Genomic DNA, 21,678 nt, shown 5'->3' with positions numbered 1-21,678 from the left:
GCCAATACCGTTTAATAAACGTCGCGCACGTAGCGCTTCTCCTTGCGTAGCTTTTCCACATAAGCCGTCGCATCTTCGTAGCTCATACCGCCCGCTTTCGCGATGACTTCGTGCAGCGCCGCGTCGACATCTTTGGCCATGCGCGAGGCGTCGCCGCATACGTAAAAATGCGCACCCTCTTCCAACCAGGCAAACAGTTCTTCGGCCTGCTCCAGCATACGATGCTGCACGTAAACCTTTTCCGCCGTATCGCGCGAGAAGGCCAGGTCGAGCCGGGTCAGGCAATTTTCTCCCTGCATCAGCTTGAGCTGCGGTTCGTAAATGAAGTCAAACTCGCTCTTTTGATCGCCGAAAAACAGCCAGTTCTTGCCCGGTGCCTTGGTCGACATCCGCTCTTCGAGAAACGCGCGGAACGGCGCGATGCCGGTGCCCGGACCAACCATGATCATGGGCGTATTAGGATTGACGGGCGGCTTAAAGTGTTTGTTTGGCTGCACGTAAACCCGCACTTCGCCGCCTTCTTCGAGGTCGGCCAAGAAGGTCGAGGCAACCCCCTTGCGGCTACGCCCATGCGTCTCATAGCGCACGGCACCCACCGTCAAATGCACGTGCCCGGGGTGTGCCTTCGGGCTGGAAGAAATCGAGTAAAGGCGCGGCGCGAGCTTCTTGAACATTCCGATGAAGTCCATCGTTGTTTCCCACTGACCCGGGAACTCGATCAGCGCATCAATGATCTGACGGCCTGCCATGTAATCGTCGATATCGCCGCTGCCGTCGGCCAGCAGTTCGTTCAGCTTTTGGTGATTCGCAAACGGCGCAAGGTTGGCCAAAAATATCTTCGAGATATTCGTAATGTCGTAAAACTTCGATAGCGCCTCATACAAAGCAACCTCCCCACCCTCGGGGTTGGCAACGGGCTCCTCGCCGGTAAATCCGGTCGCGGATAAAATCTCTTCGACCAGCGCCTTGCAGTTGACCGGCACCACGCCCAGCGCGTCACCGGCTTCGTATTCTAGCCCCGATCCGTTCAGGCAGATTTCCACGTGGCGGATTTCTTTGGCCGAACCTTCTTTATTCAAAACGTGGTTCTTCAGCAGCTTGCCCGCAAACGGATTCTTGCGACTGTAACCGGGTGCTTCTTCGGCTTCAGTCGGCGCAGGTAAACTTTGCATCGCAGAGTTTGTCGCAGGTGCTTCACCTTCATTCGCTTTACTCAACGTACCGCTTAACCACTCCTCGAAGTCGTCGTCGAACTCTACATCACAATACACGCCATTGTGCAAACGCTCGGCACCAAGCTCGGCTAGGCGCGAGTCAAACTCCTTGGCGCACTGGTTAAAATCCGGGTAATTCGAGTCGCCGAGTCCCAGCACCGAGTAGCGGACTTTCTCCAGCTTCGGTGCCTCGTCGGACAGGAGAAAGCTGTGCAGCTCCTCAGCATTGTCGGGAGGGTCGCCCTCGCCATAGGTCGAGGTAATGATGAGCAAATTCTGCTCATTGGGCAGGCGCTCCGTCGGGTATGCTTCCATGTCGAAGACCTCCGCGGCAAAGCCTTGAGCCTTGGCTTTTTTGGCGGTTTGCTTGGCCAGTGTTTCGGCATTGCCCGTTTGCGAACCGAATAGGATCGTTAGGGGGCGTGCGGGGGCCGCACTTTCGGCTGGCATTGGCAAGCTGGCAGGCGAGCCTGAGAAAATGCCCGCCAGCAGACCATTTAAATAAGCGCGCTGCTCCGCAGTGAATGGCGCGTTTTCCGGCAAGAACGGAACGAGGGCTTGAGGACTAGTTGAGGACATGGTTCGCAAAAATTTGTTTGAGTTCTTCAGTGGTGTGACGGCGGGTAAATTGAATAAAGCTCTCCGTGCCGTCGCGTGAGGCCAGGTAAGTTTTGAGGACGTGTTCCAAGAGCGGCGGGATCTCCTCGAATGGCACGCTTTGGAACACCTCCTGTGCAATCCCCTGCTCGTTGTCGACGCCACCACCGAGCACGATGTGGTAACCTTCGACGGACTCGCCATCGACTTTTATCTTCACTCCTTGCAGGCCGATGTCGCCCACGTAGTGCTGTGCGCAGGAGTTCGGACAACCGGTAAGGTGGATGTTTATCGGCTGGTCCAGCGTCACTGCGCTCTTCAAGTGCTCGCCCAGTTTGAGCGAATGCGCCTTTGTGGCCGAGGCGGCAAATTTGCAACCGGCATTACCCGTGCAGGCTACAAGACCGTTCATGATGTAATCGTGCTCGCAGTTCATCCCGAGCGCACGGAGCTCTGCCTTGAATGCAGCGAGGTCCTCCGTCGCGATGTGCGGAATGATAAAGTTCTGCCAGGCGGTCAGGCGGATGTCGCCCTTGCCATATTTCGTGGCCAGTCGGGCCGCGCCTTTCATCTGGTCGGGAGTCATGTGGCCCACCGGGCAAGTGACACCAACGTAGTTCAAACCCTCCTGCTTTTGTGGGTAAACGCCGATGTAACCATGGCGCGTGACGGGCTGGCGCGGCTCGCAACTTTGCAATGCAAAGTAACGCAGTTTGAAGGCCAGCTTCTTGCCAACTTCTTGGAGGTATTTTTCCACACCCCAGTTGTCGACGAGGTATTTCAGCCGTGCCTTTTTGCGGTTCGTGCGGTCACCGTGTTCCTGAAAAACACGCAGCATCGCAGCGGCAACGGCCACGCATTCTTCCGGCTTGAGCAGCAGCCCACAGTCACTGGCAAATTGCTTGTGTCCGGTAATGCCGCAGAGCTGCACGCGGAAGTAAACACCGGGCTCGACATCGTGCTCTCCGCCGACTCGCACTGCGTAAAATGCGATATCGTTGGTATCGGCGCAAACGCTCACCGCGCCGCCATTATCGAAGGCGATGTTGAACTTACGCGGCAAGTCGTAGAGATCACGGTTGTTTAAAATGTAGTGGTGCATTGCCTTGGCCAGCGGCAGCACGTCGATAACTTCCAGCGGGTCAAAACCGCTCGTGGGTGAGGCTGTGATGTTGCGCACATTATCGGCACCGGAGCCTTGCGCGGTCAGTCCGAGTTCACGCATTTTTACCAGCACATCAACACTGTCTTTCGCTTTGATTTCGCGAATCTGGAAGTTGCCGCGCGTAGTAACGTGCGCGCAATTACCGCCCCAGTCTTCCGCGATTTCCGCCAAGCCGATCATTTGATCCGCGCGCAGTACGCAACCGGGAATCCGGCAGCGTAGCATGAAGGCATCCTGCGCAGGGGCCACATAGAAGAGGCCATGAAACTTATAGCGGAAGACATCGCCGCCCTCTGGAAATCTATCCCTTGCAGCGTTATCGAGCATAGTGTCCCACACGTCGAGGCCATGTTGGTCGTATTTGATTTTTTCCTCTTTGGAGAGATCGTCAATGGGCGTGCCGTGCACGGTTTCCTCGGCAAGGTTTCCGCCTTCGGCCGATCCGGCCTCGTGGGTAAATTGCCCGTTTGCGGTCTGCCCAACGAAGTAACCGCGCTGAGAAACGCCTGCAAAAAATCCCTGCAAGTACTGTTTCTGTATCGGGTTGAATTCCTGGTTGGTGCTCATGGTGATGTCAGTCGTTGATGAGTGTCAAATTTCAGGCCTTTTTCACCGCCACCGCGCAGGCCTTGTAGGAGGGCTGGCGCGAATGCGGATCAAAGGACGAGTGCGTGAGTTGGTTCACTTGGCGGTAGTGCATCGGAGCAAAGATGGATCCCACCGGCGTGATTGGCGTCAGGTGTGCAGTCACGGTGATCGCGCCACGACGGGAGCGAACCACAACCGATTCTTCGGAACCAATACCGAGTCGACGCGCGTCTTCGGGATTGATCTCGATGTATGCCTTGGCGGGGTAAAGTTTGCGCAGCACGTCGGACTTTCCAGTGCGTGTCTGGGTATGCCACTGAGAGGACGAGCCGCGGCCCGTAAGTAGTGTAAAGGGAAACTCCTCGTCGGTCGGTTCTGGCAATTCTCGCGGCGTATCGAAGATCATTTTCGCGCGGCCATTCGGGGTGAAAAATTTGCCGTCGGTAAACAGGCGTCGTTGCTTTTCGACTTTTTCAACGGACTCAGCTAGCGGCCATTGTATGCCGCCGTTTCGCTCCAGCATCGCGTAATTTTCAATGCCGGAAATGTCGCAGGGCTGGCCTTTGGAGAGCTCCGTCATGATTTTAAACACGGCCTCAGGCGAGCGCCAGCGACTGAACATTTCGCCACAGCCCCAGTAATGTGCGACGAGTTGGAAAATGTGAAAATCTGCCAGGGCCTGTCCGGGCGCGCGGCTGACTTTACGAATGCGGCCGATGCGGCGCTCGCTGTTGATTAGCGTGCCCTCCTTCTCGCCCCACGCGGCGGCGGGCAAGACTAGGTCTGCCATCTGCGCGGTCTCGGTCGTGTGAAACATATCCTGCACGACGAGGAAATCCAGCTTCTCGCGGAGGCGGTTCCAACGGTTTTGGTTGATCCATGAGTGCGCGGTATTCGTGGCGATGATCCACAGGGCTTTGATTTCACCGCGCTCGACGCCTTCTAAAATCTGGTCGTAGCTCCAGCTGTTTTCGGTGGGGATGCAGGCCACGTCAATGTCTAGAATACGAGCGACTTTGGCGCGATCATCTGGGCAGGTGAATTTATGGCCGCCGAGCAAATTCGTGGAGTTACTGAACAAGCGCGAGCCCATGGCGTTACACTGGCCGGTGATGGAATTCGCGCCAGTTCCAGGCTTGCCGATGTTCCCCGTCAGCAGAGCGAGGTTGATGATCGACTGCGCGACGCGGGTGCCTTCGTGACTTTGGTTGACGCCCATGGTCCACCAGAGGGAGACGCGTTTACCGCTGCCGATCAGGCGGGCCACTTCAAACAACGCACCTTCATCGAGGCCGGAGATTTTTGCGACACTGGCGAGGTCGTATTCGCCTTCGAGCAGGAACTGCTTCAGCTCGGCAAAGCCGTCCACATGCGCGTCGATAAAGTCCTGGTCGATCCAGTTGTTTTCTATCAGTGCGCGCGCCAAGCCGTAGAACAAAACGAGGTCCGACTTCGGCTTCAGTGGCAGGTGATGCGAGGCAGCCATCGCTGTCTCCGTGCTGCGAGGATCGATGACAACGATCTCAGGATTGCGGCGATTGCGCATGACGCGCTGCCACATGATCGGGTGCGTGATGCACAGGTTGGAACCGACAAAGACGAGCACGTCCGACTCTTCAAAATCCTGATAAGTATAGGGCGGCGCATCGAAACCGAAGGACTCCTTGTAAGCGGCGACCGCCGTGGCCATGCACTGGCGGGTGTTGCCATCGCCGTGAACCATGCCAATGCCGAACTTACAAAGTGAGCCGAGAAAGGCCATCTCCTCCGTGGGGATTTGGCCGGTGCTGAGCCAGGAAATTGCCCGTCCGCCATGCTCCTGTTTAACGCCCTTAAATCGGGTGACCATCTCCATCATTGCCTGCTCCCAAGAGACCGGCTGCAGCTTGCCATCGGCGTCGCGGAGCAGCGGCGTGGTGGCGCGGTCATTGGCCTTAAGCGGGGCCAGCGACTCCCAGCCTTTCGGGCAAGCCATGCCCATGTTCACCGGGTAGGCTTTGTCAGCAGAGAGATTAAAAGCTTGGCCGTCTTTGAGGTGAACCTTCAGGGAACAGCCGGTGGCGCAGTAGCCACATACGCTCTCGGTGGTGGCGTCAGGCTGCTGCGTCATGGGCAGTTGGCCAAGGCCGAACTCCGACGGGCGCTGGACGATCTCCTGCGTCAGCGGGCCGTTCCATTGGCGGAGCGGCGTGTTCGCTTCAGGTCGTTGGGTAAAACGTGTCGAGTTCATGATGCAATTCCTCCCGGCATTTTGGGTGCCGCCACGGCCCGGAAAAACAAGTAGCGCTCCGCGATCTCGCCCCCCAGGACGAGCAGTGCACCGCCTATGGCAAAAACGGATTGCGCGCCAAACCAGATTAGCAGCACGCCGATTAAGGTGAATAACCAGCGGGCAATGAACACTTCCCGTTCACATTCGAGCTGGATCAACGCACTGTGCTTGCCCGGGCTGAACTGCGGGTTGCCCAGCTCGACCATGCCAGCGATGTCCACTGCTGCCTTTACCAGCACCCCGAGTGACAGTGCCAGGAAGCTCACCGAGCACAGCCCAAACACGCAGCCGCCGACACCGAGCGCGATGGCCGAGGCACCAAAGAAACGGACGCTGGAGTAAGTGAACCGCCAGAATGGGCGCTGCGTATCGGCGTAAATCATCACCGAGGTGAAGACGCCTGCCAGACCGATAGCGACTGTCGCCCAAAGTGCGAAGGCAGGAATTTCAAATGGCAGCGGGATAAACTGCGCAGCGGTCAGGCCGAAGAGCAGCGGTGCGTAACCGCCGAAGGTAACGATCTCCCGGCTCAGCCAAGAATGCGTCACCCCGAGGAATGCTCGCCAAGCCTTGAGCGGTTGGCCGAGGTGCAGGACACTGGCAGTCAAGCCAATCGCGGCAAAGATACTTGAGGCGACGAGAAGCGCAGCTTGCTGAGCAGTCCAGATCGCGGCAGCACCGGCCAAGCCTACGGAAATCTGCGTCAAGGTCAGCATGATGACCAGTGGCCAGTGCGCGTGCTGTGGGCGCAGCGTAGTGGCGTCACCCGCGACTGCGTCTTGTGGGATGTCACGCTTGGAGATGTAGGCCGTCGAGGGCTTGGTGTAAGATTGATGCGGGGCAGCGGGTAGGAATGACGGTGCGCCGTCTTCCTTTGCTTTGTGTTGCAAAGCTTCCTTATCCACCGTGACGATGCGAATGGCTTCCGTCGGGCACGACTGCACGCAGGCGGGTGCCTCACCCACGGAAAGACGGCTGTAGCACATATCGCACTTGCGGACGATGCCCAGTCGCTTGCTGTACTTCGGCACGTCGTAGGGGCACTTGAGCACGCAGTATTGGCAGCCGATGCACTGATCATCGAGGTGCAGAACGATGCCTGTCTTCGGATCTTTTTCGTAGGCATTGACCGGGCAGCCATTCAGGCAACCGGGGTCCACGCAATGGTGGCAGGCAGTCGTCACCGTTTGCTGGTAGGCCTTACCTTCACGCACGCCTTGGATCAAGCCAACGTCGCGCCAAGTTTCGTTCTCCTCCAAGCCATTCAAGCTATGACAACCGGCCACGCAGGCCTTACAGCCGGTGCACCGATCCAAGTCCACCTCAAAGGCAAACTGCTGGCCCTCCTTGGGGTTTTCCAGTGGCAACAGGTCACGAAACGGTCCCTCGAAATCACCCTCGTCATAACGGCGGGAAAAGTCCGTGACGGGGGTTTCGAGACGCGCCTGCTCACGCAACAGCCGATCAATCGGCGTTTCGTCAGACTCGAGCGTATGGACTTCGGAGATCATTATTACTCAAAAATTATGTTCGCTCCTATTGATGCACCGGCCATGCCAACTACTTGTTGCTGCGGGATTTAGAAACATCAATCGGCTCATTCTAAGTATGAGCATTATTCATACGATTATCATATAGGCATGAACGCTTAACATTCCACCCACAGGGCCTAGATTTCGAAGCCACAACCAAACCGCTGAGCCAGTGAGGAAAACAAGATGGCGGTAATTTTTATACATCTTGCACTCCTGCCTGCTGACCATTCGGCTATATTTATACTGCGATCAGTGTGATGCGGCGGCTTCGGCGGGCGGTAATGCCTCACTGGCCGACTCGATATCAGGATCGAAGCGGATCGGGCCGCCGCCATGCTTCTCGGCCTCGCAGTCGTCGAGAAACTGTAGCAGGCGCTGGCGGTAGCGGTAGAATTCGTCCGTCTCCATGATTTCCTCACGGCTGCGCGGACGCTCGAAATGGATCGGCATCACCTGCCCCACCCGCGCATGCGGCCCGTTGGTCATCATGCAAATGCGGTCGCACATGAAGATGGCCTCATCGGGGTCATGCGTGATGATCATCGTCGTGATCTTTTCACGGTCGAGGATGCCGAGGATAACGTCCTGCAACTCCATCCGGGTCAGCGAGTCCAATCGCCCAAACGGCTCGTCGAGCAGCAGCACCTTCGGCTTGAGCGCAATCGCGCGAGCGATGCCGACGCGTTGTTGCATGCCGCCGGAAAGCTCACGCGGGTATTTGTGCATGGCGTCGGCCAAGCCAACGACACTCAGCGAATACTCCACGATGACGCGGCGCTGTTGCTTGGACGCGTGCGGGTAAACTTGCTTCACGCCCATCATGACGTTCTGAAAGGCCGTCATCCAGGGAAGTAAACAAGGTGCCTGGAAAACCACCGCGCGGTCCGGGCCTGGGCCGTCAATTTCTTTACCGGCGACCACGATGCCACCGTCGGAAATATCGTTGAGGCCGGCAACCATGGTCAACACCGTGGACTTGCCACAACCGGAGTGACCGATTACTCCGATCACTTCGCCTTTTTTGATGGTCAGGTTAAACCCGTCGACAACCTTCACGGCTTCACCGAAGGGATTCGGATAGGCCTTAACGAGGTTGGAAATTTCTACATATCTGTTGTCAATCATGATGTGTCAGCGTTGATGATTGAGGTATTTTGGTTGCTTGATTAAGCAGCGGAAAAATCGATTGGTTGAATGTCTGGCATGGCCAGGCCTTTATCGACGCGAAGCATCTTGGCCTCTTTGTTCATGGCGGTCATGAAGTGGATGATTTCATTGCGCAGGTGCTTGAACTGGGGATTGGTGTTCAGCGTCGTGCGATCGCGCGGGCGATCCAGTGTGACGGGGAAGTCCCTGGCCAGCGTGGCACCGGGGCCCATGGTTAGCGGGACAATGCGGTCGGCAAGCAACACAGCTTCGTCGACGTCGTTGGTAATCATGACCACCGTGCGCTTGTCTTCCTCCCAGATGCGGACGAGCTCGTCTTGCAGGTTGGCCCGGGTCAGGGCGTCAAGCGCGGAGAGCGGCTCATCCATCACCAGCACCTCGGGCTGCATCGAGAGCGTGCGCGCCAAGGAAACGCGCTGGCGCATGCCGCCGGAGAGCTCACTGGGCTTTTTGTCGCGGGCCGGCGTGAGGCTCACCATTTCGATGTAGCGTTCCACATGGGCCCTGCGCTCCTTTTTGCTGTAGTGTGGGAAGACCTGTTTCGCGGCCAGTTCGATGTTGCCGTAAACCGAAAGCCACGGCAGCAACGAGTAGTTTTGAAAGACAATGCCCAAGTGCGGGCCGGGCTTCGTCACCGGTTTACCCTTGAGCTTGATGACGCCGCTGTCGGGACGCAGCAAGCCGGTGAGTAGCGAAACCAGAGTGCTCTTACCGCTGCCGGAAAACCCAACCACGGCGATGAATTCATTCTCCTCCACGGAGAGAGATGCGTCGCGCAAGACTTCGGTCCGAAAACCCTCCGGACCGAAGCCCACGCTGACATTTTCCATTTCCAGGAAAGCCATAAAATACCAGTCGTTGAAATTACTTTGCGTTGCAGAGTTAGATTGCAGTCGGGGCACCATCGAAGGACACCGAGCGCTGCAGGACGATCATGATGCGGTCGAGCAAGAGGCCTACCGCGCCAACCACGAACACCACCACGAACATCTGGGCAAAGGTCTGCGAAGAACCGTTGTTGAACATATCCCAGACGAATTTTCCAATGCCTTCGCTGGAGGATAGCAGCTCGGCGGCGATGAGCACCATCCAGCCCACACCAAGGGAGATGCGCAGCCCGGCGAAGATCAGCGGGAGTGCCGATGGCAGCACGATCTTAAAGAGACGGCTGAAGAAGCCGAGACGCAGCACACGGGCAACGTTCACGTGGTCCTTCTCGACCGAGGCAACCCCCAGAGCGGTGTTGACCAGTGTCGGCCACAGCGAGCAAAGCGCCACCGTGATCGCCGAGGAAAGGAACGCCGGGTGGACGGGTGCCTGCTCCGGGTCGGAGATAAATCCGCCAACGATAATGAAAACAATCGGCAGCCAGACAATCGGCGAGACCGGCTTGAACAGCGCGATGAGCGGAGTCAGCGCGGCCATACAAACGCGGCTCAGACCACAGATCACACCCAGCGGAACGGCAATCGTGGTGCCAATGAAGAAGCCGACAAACACACACCAGACACTGCGCGCGATCTGGCGCGGGAAAGTCCATGGGCGGGAGTATTCACTCTCGGCAATGCGGTCGATGGCTTGCTGTTTCTTGAGCACCTGCTCAGCAGCCCTGAACGTTTCCTTGCCACCGGTGGCGGTCATGAACGCGGTTTGCAGCTCAGTGAGTTCGCTTTGCTCGCCGGTCACCTTCACGGATTGGTTGCCCGCAGTCAGGTAGTCGAGGCGCTTGCTCAAATACTGCAGTTCCTCTTCGTAGCCATTGTATTGATCGCGCACGGCTTCCATCTCGGGAAACTTCGCCGTGTAGGCGGCGTCGATCTGCGCCTTGAAATCTTTTTGCGCCTCCTTGTCGGCCTCCAGTTTGGCTTCATGTTCGGCGACCTTCAACAGGAACGCGTCGCGTGCAGCGGCGTCATTAACGGGCAGCGCCTGAGCCTCGGCAATCAGCGCCTCTTCGCGCGCCTTGGCCTCATCACGCGACTGCGTGCGCATTTCCTTATACTTCGCTTGCAGCGGGCCAACCTCGGCGTCGATCTTGGCCTTCGAGGCAGATTCAAGCTCGTCCAACTGCTCTTTGGCAGCGGCAGCCAGTGGCTCCAGCTCGACAATGCGGGCCTTGACGGTGGCCAGCGCTTCTTCCCGCGCTTCGCCTTCGAGGAGGAAGTCAGTGGCCTTCTGGTTTTCGCGAACGTGGAAAGTCCAGATACCGTCAGCCGCGCTTTTCACCACACCGGGCGTGGGCACCTCGCCTGCCTTGGTGGTGTGACGCGGAGCCAGGTAGGTCCACACGCCCAGGAAGACAACAAAAGTAACAATCGGCACGCCAATGAAGAGCAGGATTTTACGAAATTGCTCCGGCGGATTTTCGCCACAAATGAGGCGAACAACAGGATCGAAGACCTGCAGGCCTGCGACGTCGAGTGCTTTAAGTATTTTGAATTTCATGGAAACGGTCAGCGTTTAGTTGAAATATCGAAGTCGTTCCTGTGGCCCGGCGGCGAGATGGCAGTCCGCCGGGCCCAGGGACATATTACGGGTGAGAATCGTTACTTGGCGGCGAGGCCTTCAGGGTCCTTGTTGCCGATCTTGTGGCTGTTCACGTAACCGATCGGGTCGCGTCCGTCGTATTCAACGCCGTCGATGAACTCCGTGGTGGCGGGCTTATAGCCGTCGGTGTTCCACGGGATGTCGTCGTTTTCGATCAGGCCTTCTTCCAGCAGCAGCGTGGCGGCTTGCAGGTAGATGCTTGGCTTGTAGACCTTTTCGGCAGTGGCGAAATACCAGCTGGCGGGCTTGGACTCGGTGATCTGACCCCAACGACGCATTTGCGTGAGGAACCAGATGCCATCGCTATACCAAGGGTAAGTCGCGTAGTGATCGAAGAACACGTTGAACTCCGGCATTTCGCGGACGTCGCTCTTTTGGAAGATGAACGTGCCGGTCATGGAATTCTTGATGACGTCGTAGTCGGCACCCACATAGTTCGGCTGGGACAAGATGCGGACTGCCTCCTCGCGGTTGACGAAGTTGCCGTCGGCGTCTTTTTCATCGAGCCACTTACCCGCGCGGATCAGCGCCTTAACCACTGCGACGTGGGTGTTCGGGTTGGCGTCGTTCCACTCCTGGGTCACGCCGAAGACCTTTTCGGGATTATTTTTCCAGACGTCGTAGTTGGTGGTCACGGGGACGCCGATGCCCTTGGCAACGGCTTGCTGGTTCCACGGTTCGCCCACGCAGTAGCCCTGAATGTTACCCGCTTCGAGCACGGTCGGCATCATCGGCGGGGGCGTCACGGACAGCTCGACCTCGGCATCGGTGCGACCGCCGGTGTCAGACTCAGTATACATGCCCGGATGGATATCCGATGCGGCCAACCAGTAACGCAGCTCGTAGTTGTGCGTGGAGACCGGAAACACCATACCCATCTGGAGCTTTTCACCAGCGTCTAGCTTTTCATCGACGATAGGCTTGAGAGCCTTGGCGGAAATCGGGTGCTTGGGCGTGGGCGTGTCCAGAGCCGGGTCGTTAAACTGCATTTCTTCCCAAACGGCGTTGGAAACCGTGATGCCGTTGCCGTTGAGATCCATCGTGAAGGCGGTAATGACGTCCGCCTGGGTGCCGATGCCGATTGTGGCCGCAATGGGTTGGCCGGAGAGCATATGCGCGCCGTCCAGATTGCCGTTGATTACGTTGTCGAGCAGCGTCTTCCAGTTGGGCTGGGCAATGACTTCAGCCTGGATGCCTTCATCCTCAAAGAAGCCCTTTTCCTTAGCGATGACGAGTGGCGCGCAGTCAGTGAGTTTAATAAAGCCAAACTTGAGCTCATCCTTTTCGAGGTTCAGATCGGCGTAAACCGAGGTGATACCAATGGCGAGTGCAGCGGCGGTGTTGATGAGAGTGCGTTTCATGAGTGTGTTATTTGGCAAGTTAGCGGTGCAAAAGTTGTTCGTGCCAATTATTGCACCGCACATGCCAAATAACGTAAGTCCCACGTAATCAATCGGTCATTAATCTCATGCGATTCATGAATTAAATTCATCTATCGCGCAAACCGCACAAAATCTGGCCATGAAACGTCTCTTGTAATATTCAGAAAGCACATGAACGCGCCTCATGGATAATTTAACACAGCAGATTCACGCTAATGGTAAATTATAGGCACGAAATTCATGCCAATTCCGACCCAAGCGGTCGAAAACGCCCACTACTCGGCTTGTTCGTAGGCGCTGGAAGCGGCTTTCATCAAGGCTTCCGAGGATACACCGCCCCACTCCGCCTGTTTGGCGCTGAGCGATATCCAGGCAACATCGGCCGCAGAGATATGCGTCTGGCCGTTCTTGCAAAAGTCAATAACCGGCTCCGGCATCACGCCCAGCCCGGTTCCGCGGTCATACTCGCCGCGCAAAATCTTTTCCGCGCCTTGGGCCGTACTGCCCAACACCTGCACGCGGCGCATTTGACGAGCCACCCGGGTAATATTTTCCGGGTCGGCGCAGTAGGCGCAAGCCTTAGTCAATGCGGCCACGAGCGCCTTGTATTGCGCGGGCCGCTCGTCGATCTTCGACTTGAGCGCGAGCAGCACCTTTTCCGGGTGATTCGGTGAAAGGTCATTGCTCATGGCCACCGTCCAGCCCAGGCCCTCACGGACTGCCAAGCTGTTCCAGGGCTCACCCACACAGTAGCCATCCAGCGTGCCGGCGCGAAGATTGCGCACTGCCTGGCCCGGCGGAATGACGACGATCTTGACGTCGCGATCCGGGTCCAGCCGAATGCTGGTCAGCCACTGTTTCAGCAAAAAGCAGTGACAGGAGTCCATCGAGACCACCCCCAGCTTGTACAGGCGTTGCCCCCGCATTGAGCGGACCTCCGCGCGGAAATCGTCGGCGCTATTTACCCCGCGCGCGCGAATATTGTTGGAAAGCGTAATCCCATTGCCCAGACGACTGGTGACCATCAGCGCCTTGCACGCGCGAGCGGCGACCTCATAACCGATTGATATCGACAGCGGCAGCGGGGCCAGTGCGTGAGCAGCGTCTAAATCCCCATAAGCAATTTTGTGCTTAATCGTGGCCCAACCAAGCTCCCACGTGAGCTTCACTTTGAGCCCGACCTCCTGGTAATAGCCCAACTCACCCGCCAAAATATAGGGCGCGGCATCAAGAAGCCGCACCAACCCAATTTTCATTGTGTCAGTTTTATCTGTCGTTTGCGCCATGAATGGTATGGCGCTTGCTAGCCAGTTCCATGCCATGATAGCTCCATTGGACACAAGACAACTGATGACCATCGTCGCCGTCGCGCGAACACGGAGCTTCACCGAGGCTGCCAAATCACTACATTTGACGCAGTCCGCCGTCAGCCACGCCGTCAAAGCGCTGGAAACTGACGTCGGTCACCGCCTGTTTGAACGCGAGGGCCGGCGCATCCGCCCGACCGAGCCCGGCGAGTATATTATACGCGAAGCCACCGAAATCCTGGCCCGCCTGGAATCCATGCGCGAGCGCATTGGCAACTTCGATGGCTGGGGCCGTGGCCGACTCCGCGTTGGTGCCACCCCGGCCTGCGCCCACATCGTGCTGCCCGAGATCATCCGCGAATTTAAGCAAAGCTTTCCCAGCTGCACGATCAGCATCAACCCGGCACCCAGCAAGCAGAACGTGGAGCAACTGCGCCACAACGACATCGACCTCGTCCTCGCCTTTGGCGTGGGAGCCGACGCCGCCGACTTGGAATCGCTCGACTGGTTCGAAGACGAGCTGATGATCGTCATGCCACCTTTTCACCCGCTGACATCTAAGGAGATCATCGACCTCAACGACCTCAGCGGTGAGACACTTCACCTTTATGGCGGGAACAATCCGACCGATGCCATCATCAAGGATCGCTTGCACGGTCAGGGCGTCCGCCCCGCGGAGTTAATCGAGGTCGGCAGTATGGAGGCCATCATCGAAATGGTGAAGATCGGCCAAGGCCTCGCCTTTGCCCCAAAATGGGTCGCCGCGACTCATGAGTCCGTTGGCAGCCTGACTTTCCGCCCCATTGCTGAGGGCGGCCCCACACGCAAGTGGGCTTTCTACTGGGCGCGCCAACACGAGCTGACTTTATTTGAAGAAACCTTCATCGGTCTTTGTATCGAGGCCAAAGAACGCCTTCTCGGTCGCAACGCACTGGAATACGTATAACCCTGCTTGGCGCTGAAAAAAGTCTAGCGCCGCGCGGGCTTTGCCTGCATGATTATAAGTAATGGAAAACGATCCAAAGCCTACCGAGACAGAAACTGCACCTCTGAAAGAAAAGAAAAAGACAAACCACCTGGTCTATGTGGCTTGGGCTTTCATCTTTATTGGCGCGTTGGCGTTGATCCAGACGGTTCAGGCATTTATCTACGAACCCCTCGCCGCCCCGAACTTCCTGATGGTGTTCCTGGTCGTTGGTTGGGGCCTGCTTAAGCGCAAAGCCATGTGGCGTACGTTCGCCCTGTCCTGTGCCTACGTGTTTGTGATCTTCACGGCGGGTAAGATCATCATGGTCCTGCGGACCCCGGACGCCCTCAGCGGTGCTTCCACCCCGCAGCTTATTATGTTCTGGTTGATTAGCATCCTCATGGTCATCGGCGGCGGCTACGCTATCTGGGCCCTGCAGACCAAAGACGTCCGCGCCCAGTTTAAGTCGAAGATGTAGCGGAACGCAAACCCACCCCATTCAAGCTTGAAGCCGTGACCGCAGTCGATTGACTGCTTGCTTTTGCCATGACCGATCCTTTGACCATTCAGCCTTTTACGCGTCCCGTTGGCGGCCGCGTCACCCTGCCCGGCTCGAAGAGCATTACTAACCGCGCGCTCATCCTCGCGGCGCTCTCGCGGGAGTCACTGACGCTCGAAGGCGCGCTATTCAGCGACGACACCCGAATCATGGCCAACGCCCTGCGCGCGCTCGGCATCACCGTGGACGAGGATGAGGCCGGCAAAACGATTTTCGTCAACGGCTGCGGCGGCAAGATCCCCAATGTGGAGGCCGAGATCTACGTTGGCAACGCCGGCACCGCCGCCCGCTTCCTGACCGCCATGCTTTGTCTGCGCCCGGACGGCGTTTTCAAGCTCGATGGCTCGGCCCCGATGCGTAAGCGCCCGATGCGTGGCCTGCTCGATGCGCTGGTCGCCCATGGCGCGGCCGAAGTGGAATACCACGGCGAGCCCGGCTTTTTCCCCTTCACGCTCAAGACCAAGGGCATGCCCGGTGGCGAACTGAGCGTCGACGCCTCCGCCAGCAGTCAGATCCTCTCTGCGCTGCTGATGATTGCTCCTTTTGCCTCGGCTCCGTTGACGATTTCATTGGCCGGTGCCACCGTTTCCCATCCGTTTATCGGGATGACGCTCGCCATGATCGAGCAGTTCGGCGTGCAGCCACAGGGCGAGTCCGACACCGGCCCTTTCACCTTTAACGGCGAGGGCACCTACTACTACCCGCGCCCAGCCTACGTCGTGGAGCCCGACGCCACGGCGGCCAGCTACTTCGCAATGCTACCTTGGGTCGTCGGCGGCTCGTTGACGCTGGAGCGCTGCTACGGCATTGGCCTGCAGGGCGATATCAAGTTTATCGAGGCGATCCAGCCGCTGGGGGCGTTCTTCAATGTCGACGAAAACGCTCTGGTGGCTGAGTTCCCCGAGCGCCAGACGCCCGGAGTCGACATCAACTTCAACCCGATCTCGGACACCTTCCTCACGCTGGCGGCGGTGACGCCCCTGCTCGACGGCCCGACGACGATCTCCGGAATAGCCCATACACGTCACCAGGAGACCGACCGCATCCACGCCATGGCCACCGAACTGCGCAAGCTCGGCCAATGCGTTGACGAGACCGACGACAGCATGACCGTCCACCCCGATAAGGCCGCCCTCATTGCCGCCACCAAGGACGCCCCGCTGGCCATCGACACCTATGAGGACCACCGCGTCGCCATGAGCTTCGGCATCCTCGGCAGCCACGACCTTCACGGCGACGGCCGCCCCTGGATCACGATCAACGACCCCGGCTGCTGCGCCAAGACCTTCCCCAACTTCTTCGACGTCCTCGCCAAGCTGCGAGGCTAGCAGGCACCAAAATACCTCCAGGGCACCCGCCACATTCGCTCAAGTTATGGAGTGCGCCAGCCCTCTGGCGCTTTCGGGATTTTGTGGATACTTCAGAAGGTTCTGTATCTACTTTGTTCAACACCGACTACAGTCGGGAAGAATCCTCTGAAAATGCTAAAGCGCCAGAGGGCTGGCGCACTCCATACTCAAATCCACGATTTTCCGCGACAAGAGTCGCTCTCCTGAAAGGGAAATAACTGACATCCGAGTTTGCACATAGGGAAACTGCCAGTTTGTCCATACCTTTCGTTACACGAAACACCTAGGCAAACTGACACGAAGCCTATACCTTTCGCGGCACGAAACCTATGGGCAAACTGACAGAAAACACCGGGGCAAACTCAGTTCAACTGGGCACATTGATAAAACCAAGCATTGAGCCGCGTAAAAACAGACTCTCGCCTGAACCCCTTGCACCACGGTCAAGATTTCCCCGTTTGTTCCTGTAGACCTGGGCAGCCACCTGACTGATGGCGACCGCCCTTAGATTTTCGGCTTAAAATCAATGCGCCAATGGATTCATCTAGCGTCAGTTTACGCCTTCGAACTCATGAGCGGGCGAAGTCAAGCAGGTCGGCATTGAGTCTTTCTTTTTCAGTATCCCCAAGACTGTGTCCCCCGCCAGGATATATAATAAGCTCAGCGTTTTTGACGAACTGCACAGCGCGCTTTGCCGAGGCGTCAATGGGCACAATTTGGTCGTCGTCGCCGTGGATGATAAGCGTCGGCACGTCGAACTGCTTAAGGTCCTCAGTGAAGTCGGTTTCAGAAAAAGCCTTGATGCAGTCATAGGCGTTCTTGTGACCGGACATCATCCCCTGGCTCCACCATGAGCGGATGAGTCCTTCGGAAACTTTCGCTCCTGGCCGGTTAAAGCCGAAAAACGGGCCCGTCGCAACGTCCAGGAAAAACTGAGCACGATCCGCAATGTAGGCAGCGCGAAATCCGTCAAACACTTCCATGGGAAGACCACCCGGGTTCGCCTCGGTTTTTAACATGATCGGCGGTACCGCACCCATCAATACCGCCTTGGAAACACGTTGGGTTCCATGCCGGCCGATGTATCGGGCGACTTCGCCGCCACCCGTCGAGTGCCCGACCATCATTACGTCGTCTACGTCGAGAAACTCAAAAAGCTGCGCAAGGTCGTCCGCGTAAGTATCCATATCGTTGCCATGCCAAGGCTGGCTAGAACGACCGTGGCCTCGGCGATCATGAGCGATGCAACGGAAGCCATTGCTCGCGAGGTGAAACATCTGGGCTTCCCAGGCATCAGCCGTCAGAGGCCAGCCATGACTGAAACTGACGACCGGACCGGTTCCCCAGTCCTTGTAATAGATCGAAGTTCCGTCTTTCGTTGTGAAGGTACTCATACTTTTTTGGGTTAAATCTTTTGATCGAAACGTTACTGCAAAACATGGAAAGTTGGTAGTAAATAAGTAGCTTTTGTTGTGCCAAAATTGACTCAAACAATGCCATCTAAGGGTGTTGATACGCCAGCCTTGGGGACTTTGAGGTGAATCGCTCAGACAGTAGGAACGGTTCCGCCATCAATGACATAGTCGGCCCCGTGGATAGAACCGGCTCGCGCAGAGGCAAGAAAGGCCACCAGTTCTGCGACTTCCCACGGCCAGGCCGGGCGACCAATGGGAATACCGCCCAGTGCATTTACAATACCTTGGCGCGCGGTCTCCTCGTCCGTGCCACCGTGTTCAGCAAGCCGGGATACCATGGCTTGTGCAGCTGTGGTATAGATCCATCCAGGGGAGACAGAGGTGACGCGAACCCCCTTGGACCCTACCTCCTTCGACAATGCCTTACTGTATGTAGAGAGCGCTGCCTTCGCCGCAGCATATGCAATGGTAGACTCGGGCAGCGGCAACTGCCTCTGTATTGACGAAATGTGGATCACTACGCCGGATTGGCGCTCCACCATCGACGGGACGATGACCCTGTCGATACGAACAGCGGCCAACAGATTCAAGTTCAGCTCTTCGACCCACTGCTCGTCGTTGAGGGCTACAAAGCCTCCGCCCGGCGCATTTGAGCCGCCGAGATTGTGAATCAAGATATCCGGCACGCCGAAGGCATCCAGGAGTTCAGCGGCTGTTTTTCTAGCGCCTTCTGCTGAAGACAAGTCGCCCGCGAAGAAAATCCCGGGGAGGTTAGACTCAGTTGGTGCCCGGCGGGCAGTCGTGGCGACCGATGCACCTGCGGCGGCAAATCTGCGCACCATCGCTTCGCCTGCCCCCTTAGTGCCACCAGTTACGAAAACACGCTGTCCGGCAAATTCATCTCCGCTAATTGGAATATCTGGCTTTTGCGTTTTCATTGGATACTCAGTTCTAAGATTTTTCCGTCACTCACCCGCAGTTCATAGTCGAGTTCGATCGGACTACCGGGGAAATCACCAGCCACCTTCACGGCCATCCTCAGCTTTTCTCCGAACCCCTGCACGTTCGTTATCGTGGCATGTGGTCGATACCGATGGCTCGTTTTGGCAACCCAACATTCGATGGCGGCAGCCCCCACATGGTCGCCCCCCTCGTCGTGGACTGTCGCTTCTGAAGTGAAACAAGCGGCAGCAGCCGCGGCGTCGAAGCGGTTCACCGCTTCTATGTATTCTGCCACCGGTTTCGGTAGGTGATCGGTCGTGTTTGTTTTCATTGGTCGGAAGTTGGAGTAGGATACCGCATTGTCTCCTCTACGTCCAATGCCGAGTTTTTTGGCTCGCTAATACTTTTAGTTTGAGTCAGATCAAAAATGTGGAACTTCGCCACCTCCGTTACTTTGTCGCCGTAGCGGCGCACGGTTCATTTAACCGGGCAGCGCAAATCCTGCACCTCACCCAGCCGGCACTCAGCCGCCAGGTGAAGGATCTTGAGGAAGAGCTGGGCGTGCGGTTGCTCATCCGCGGAAAGAACGCGGTGAAGCTGACCGAAGTTGGCGAGCTATTCTACGATGAAGCCCGCGAAGTGCTCGCCCGCGCGGAGCTCGCCGTGCACCGTGTGCGAGGTGAGACTGCTAGCGAAGTGCTGCGCGTCGGCTATTCCCCATCGGCAACGGCTGGTATTCTCCCCCGCGCTCTCCAGCAGTTTCAGGCAGAGAATCCAAGGGTCCGAATCGAACTTGCGGATCTTTCACCACCGGAGATGAAGCAGATGGCAATCGAAGGCAAATTGAATGTCATCATTGCACTGGAACCATCTCTCGAAGCCATACCTGGATTTCAATGGACCGAATTGCGTCGGTTAACGCTTGTGCTGGTCATGCACGCCAATCATCCGTTGGCGGAATCGAAACGCATTGCACCCAAGCGCTTGCGCAACGTGCCTTTAGTCGGGTTGGCTCAGCCGAATTTTCCCGATTACGTTCCACACATCCGAAGGATCTTCAAACCCTTTGGTTTTAAGCCACACTTTTCAGCCTTGGAGACAGACGGAATCTCGACCCTTTTCGCCAGCGTAGAGGCATACCAAGCTGCAGCGATCCTTGCCGATAGCGTGATTGAATTCATACCACGCTCACTTGTGTGTCGACCGTTCTTCCCAAAGTTTGAACCAGTCACTGCCACAATAGGCCTTTCCACAACGCGCCCTAATCCGCACGCCGAGTTGCTGGTGAAGCTTCTAAAAACAGAAGCTCAACGCTCGAAGTTTTCGGTGTAGTGAAAGTTCACTCACTCGAAAAAGGAAAAACTCCGAAACTCTTAAAATGGCTGCCCGGGCTGGGATCGAACCAGCGACAAAGTGGTTAACAGCCACCTGCTCTACCGCTGAGCTACCGGGCAATAAAGTGTTCGGAGTATGCCGCGGGTTTCCATCTTGGCAAGGGAAACTTTCAAAAAATTTAAACTTTCTTAAATCCCTGTCTATTAGTGGCTTTCCGGAGGGTGAGTCTGATGTGTCACGGCAAAAAAGTCCGGTAAAATTGCAGAAAAGCAATGCGATACCAGGCGATTTGCCGCTTCAAATACAGTAATCATTACCCCATCAGCGCCTTGAGAGCACCGAGATACTTTTCACGAGTCTGCATGATGACCTCTTCCGGCAAGCTCGGTCCAGGCGGTGTTTTATCCCAATCCAGCGTTTCCAGGTAATCACGCACATACTGCTTGTCGAATGCTGGCTGCGGCTTGCCAGCCGCGTAGCCTTGCTTGGGCCAGTAGCGGGACGAATCCGGCGTCAACGCCTCATCGATGAGAAAGAGCTCTCCCGCCTCGTCGACGCCGAACTCAAATTTCGTATCTGCCAGAATCAAGCCAGCCTTGTCCGCATACTCGACCCCTAAATCGTAAAGCTTCAGTGCAACGGAACGAACCTGCTCGTAGCGCGCCTCACCAATAACCGCCGCCCCCTGCTCATCATTCACCGGCAAGTCCTTGTCCCCAACATCGGCTTTGGTCGTAGGCGTAAAGAGCGGCTTGGGTAAAGCACTGCTCTCCACCAGACCAACCGGCAGCGGGCGCCCCCAGAGCTCTCCAGTTTGCTGATACTCCTTCCAGCCGCTGCCGGACAAATATCCACGCACCACGGCCTCCAGCTTCACCGGAGCCAGCTTGCGCACGAGCATCGCGTAGGGAATCCATTCGGGGAAATCCGCCAACACCTTACATAGCTCCACAGCGTGATTCGGCACCAGGTGGTTTTGAATAATGGACTGCGTGCGCTCAAACCACCACAGGCTTAGCTGGGTCAAGAGCAGGCCCTTACCAGGTACGCCGTCGGGCAATACGACGTCGAAAGCCGACAGGCGATCCGTAGCGACAATCAGCAAACGGTCGCCGAGGTCGAAGATTTCCCGCACTTTGCCACTGGCAATTTTCGGGTATGGAAATTGAGCAACCTCCCTACGGGCTTGGCTTGGCAGCGCATTACAAATCTCTTCAAAAGTCATGCCGGCGATGCTGTCGTGACAAAGGCTAAAGGGCACGAAAATTTTTTCAAAAAAAACACTTGCGCAATCCGGATGGCAAGGTAGCTTTCACAACCTTTCTTAGGTCTGTCCC

The 21,678-nt window shown here is 57.0% G+C and carries 17 protein-coding genes and 1 tRNA gene; 4 read left to right on the top strand and 14 right to left on the bottom strand.

Going from position 1 to position 21,678, the window contains the following annotated elements; translation table 11 throughout:
* Window positions 1-11: 11 nt before the first annotated feature.
* From O3S85_RS03435 to O3S85_RS03395, 9 genes are all read right to left on the bottom strand, one after another.
* Window positions 12-1,793 (bottom strand): sulfite reductase subunit alpha, encoded by a 1,782-nt coding sequence (locus O3S85_RS03435; RefSeq protein WP_269537863.1) that lies wholly within the window; start codon window positions 1,791-1,793, stop codon window positions 12-14.
* The gene (locus O3S85_RS03430) at window positions 1,780-3,543 is read right to left on the bottom strand and encodes a NirA family protein (RefSeq protein ID WP_269537861.1); all 1,764 of its coding nucleotides are present in this window, start codon (window positions 3,541-3,543) and stop codon (window positions 1,780-1,782) included. Before O3S85_RS03430 ends, O3S85_RS03435 begins: the two co-directional genes overlap by 14 nt.
* A gap of 31 nt (window positions 3,544-3,574) precedes the next feature.
* Window positions 3,575-5,794, bottom strand: coding sequence for a molybdopterin oxidoreductase family protein (locus O3S85_RS03425; RefSeq protein WP_269537860.1), 2,220 nt, complete (start codon window positions 5,792-5,794; stop codon window positions 3,575-3,577).
* Window positions 5,791-7,347, bottom strand: a complete 1,557-nt coding sequence (locus tag O3S85_RS03420; RefSeq protein WP_269537858.1) for a DmsC/YnfH family molybdoenzyme membrane anchor subunit — start codon at window positions 7,345-7,347, stop codon at window positions 5,791-5,793. Before O3S85_RS03420 ends, O3S85_RS03425 begins: the two co-directional genes overlap by 4 nt.
* 273 nt (window positions 7,348-7,620) lie before the next feature.
* The gene (locus O3S85_RS03415; protein WP_269537857.1) at window positions 7,621-8,496 is read right to left on the bottom strand and encodes an ABC transporter ATP-binding protein; all 876 of its coding nucleotides are present in this window, start codon (window positions 8,494-8,496) and stop codon (window positions 7,621-7,623) included.
* 41 nt (window positions 8,497-8,537) lie between these two features.
* Entirely contained in the window at window positions 8,538-9,383 is an 846-nt protein-coding gene (locus O3S85_RS03410; protein WP_269537856.1) for an ABC transporter ATP-binding protein, read from the bottom strand.
* Window positions 9,384-9,420: 37 nt separating this feature from the next.
* A complete protein-coding gene (locus tag O3S85_RS03405) occupies window positions 9,421-10,983 on the bottom strand; it encodes an ABC transporter permease (RefSeq protein ID WP_269537855.1) in 1,563 nt (520 codons plus the stop codon).
* A 101-nt stretch (window positions 10,984-11,084) separates the two neighbouring features.
* On the bottom strand, window positions 11,085-12,446 hold the full coding sequence (locus O3S85_RS03400; RefSeq protein WP_269537854.1) for a CmpA/NrtA family ABC transporter substrate-binding protein: 1,362 nt from the start codon (window positions 12,444-12,446) through the stop codon (window positions 11,085-11,087).
* 296 nt (window positions 12,447-12,742) lie between these two features.
* Window positions 12,743-13,723, bottom strand: coding sequence for a CmpA/NrtA family ABC transporter substrate-binding protein (locus O3S85_RS03395; RefSeq protein ID WP_269537853.1), 981 nt, complete (start codon window positions 13,721-13,723; stop codon window positions 12,743-12,745).
* Between the two features lie 76 nt (window positions 13,724-13,799).
* On the opposite strand from O3S85_RS03395, the gene O3S85_RS03390 reads away from it, so the two are divergent.
* From O3S85_RS03390 to aroA, 3 genes are all read left to right on the top strand, one after another.
* A complete protein-coding gene (locus O3S85_RS03390; RefSeq protein ID WP_269537851.1) occupies window positions 13,800-14,720 on the top strand; it encodes a LysR family transcriptional regulator in 921 nt (306 codons plus the stop codon).
* Between the two features lie 61 nt (window positions 14,721-14,781).
* A complete protein-coding gene (locus O3S85_RS03385; protein ID WP_269537850.1) occupies window positions 14,782-15,219 on the top strand; it encodes a hypothetical protein in 438 nt (145 codons plus the stop codon).
* Window positions 15,220-15,287: 68 nt separating this feature from the next.
* On the top strand, window positions 15,288-16,628 hold the full coding sequence (gene aroA / locus O3S85_RS03380; protein ID WP_269537849.1) for a 3-phosphoshikimate 1-carboxyvinyltransferase: 1,341 nt from the start codon (window positions 15,288-15,290) through the stop codon (window positions 16,626-16,628).
* Between the two features lie 590 nt (window positions 16,629-17,218).
* Here the strand turns inward: aroA and O3S85_RS03375 are convergent.
* The 3 genes from O3S85_RS03375 to O3S85_RS03365 all read right to left on the bottom strand — a co-directional run bounded on the left by O3S85_RS03375 (window position 17,219) and on the right by O3S85_RS03365 (window position 19,337).
* Entirely contained in the window at window positions 17,219-18,043 is an 825-nt protein-coding gene (locus tag O3S85_RS03375) for an alpha/beta fold hydrolase (RefSeq protein ID WP_269537848.1), read from the bottom strand.
* Between the two features lie 152 nt (window positions 18,044-18,195).
* Window positions 18,196-19,002: an SDR family oxidoreductase gene (locus O3S85_RS03370; protein ID WP_269537847.1), complete on the bottom strand. Its 807-nt coding sequence runs from the start codon at window positions 19,000-19,002 to the stop codon at window positions 18,196-18,198.
* Complete coding sequence (locus tag O3S85_RS03365) at window positions 18,999-19,337, bottom strand: nuclear transport factor 2 family protein (RefSeq protein WP_269537846.1); 339 nt, start codon at window positions 19,335-19,337, stop codon at window positions 18,999-19,001. Before O3S85_RS03365 ends, O3S85_RS03370 begins: the two co-directional genes overlap by 4 nt.
* Window positions 19,338-19,417: 80 nt before the next feature.
* On the opposite strand from O3S85_RS03365, the gene O3S85_RS03360 reads away from it, so the two are divergent.
* The gene (locus tag O3S85_RS03360; RefSeq protein WP_269537845.1) at window positions 19,418-20,338 is read left to right on the top strand and encodes a LysR family transcriptional regulator; all 921 of its coding nucleotides are present in this window, start codon (window positions 19,418-19,420) and stop codon (window positions 20,336-20,338) included.
* A 47-nt stretch (window positions 20,339-20,385) separates the two neighbouring features.
* On the opposite strand, the gene O3S85_RS03355 is transcribed toward O3S85_RS03360, so the two are convergent.
* Both O3S85_RS03355 and O3S85_RS03350 read right to left on the bottom strand, forming a co-directional pair.
* A tRNA-Asn gene (locus O3S85_RS03355) sits at window positions 20,386-20,460 on the bottom strand.
* A 194-nt stretch (window positions 20,461-20,654) separates the two neighbouring features.
* Entirely contained in the window at window positions 20,655-21,566 is a 912-nt protein-coding gene (locus tag O3S85_RS03350; RefSeq protein WP_269537844.1) for a phosphoribosylaminoimidazolesuccinocarboxamide synthase, read from the bottom strand.
* Window positions 21,567-21,678 lie beyond the last annotated feature (112 nt).

Origin of the sequence: Cerasicoccus sp. TK19100 (genome assembly GCF_027257155.1) — a bacterium.
GTDB classification, from domain to species: Bacteria; Verrucomicrobiota; Verrucomicrobiia; order Opitutales; family Cerasicoccaceae; genus Cerasicoccus; species Cerasicoccus fimbriatus.
This window is presented reverse-complemented; position numbering and strand designations above follow the sequence as displayed.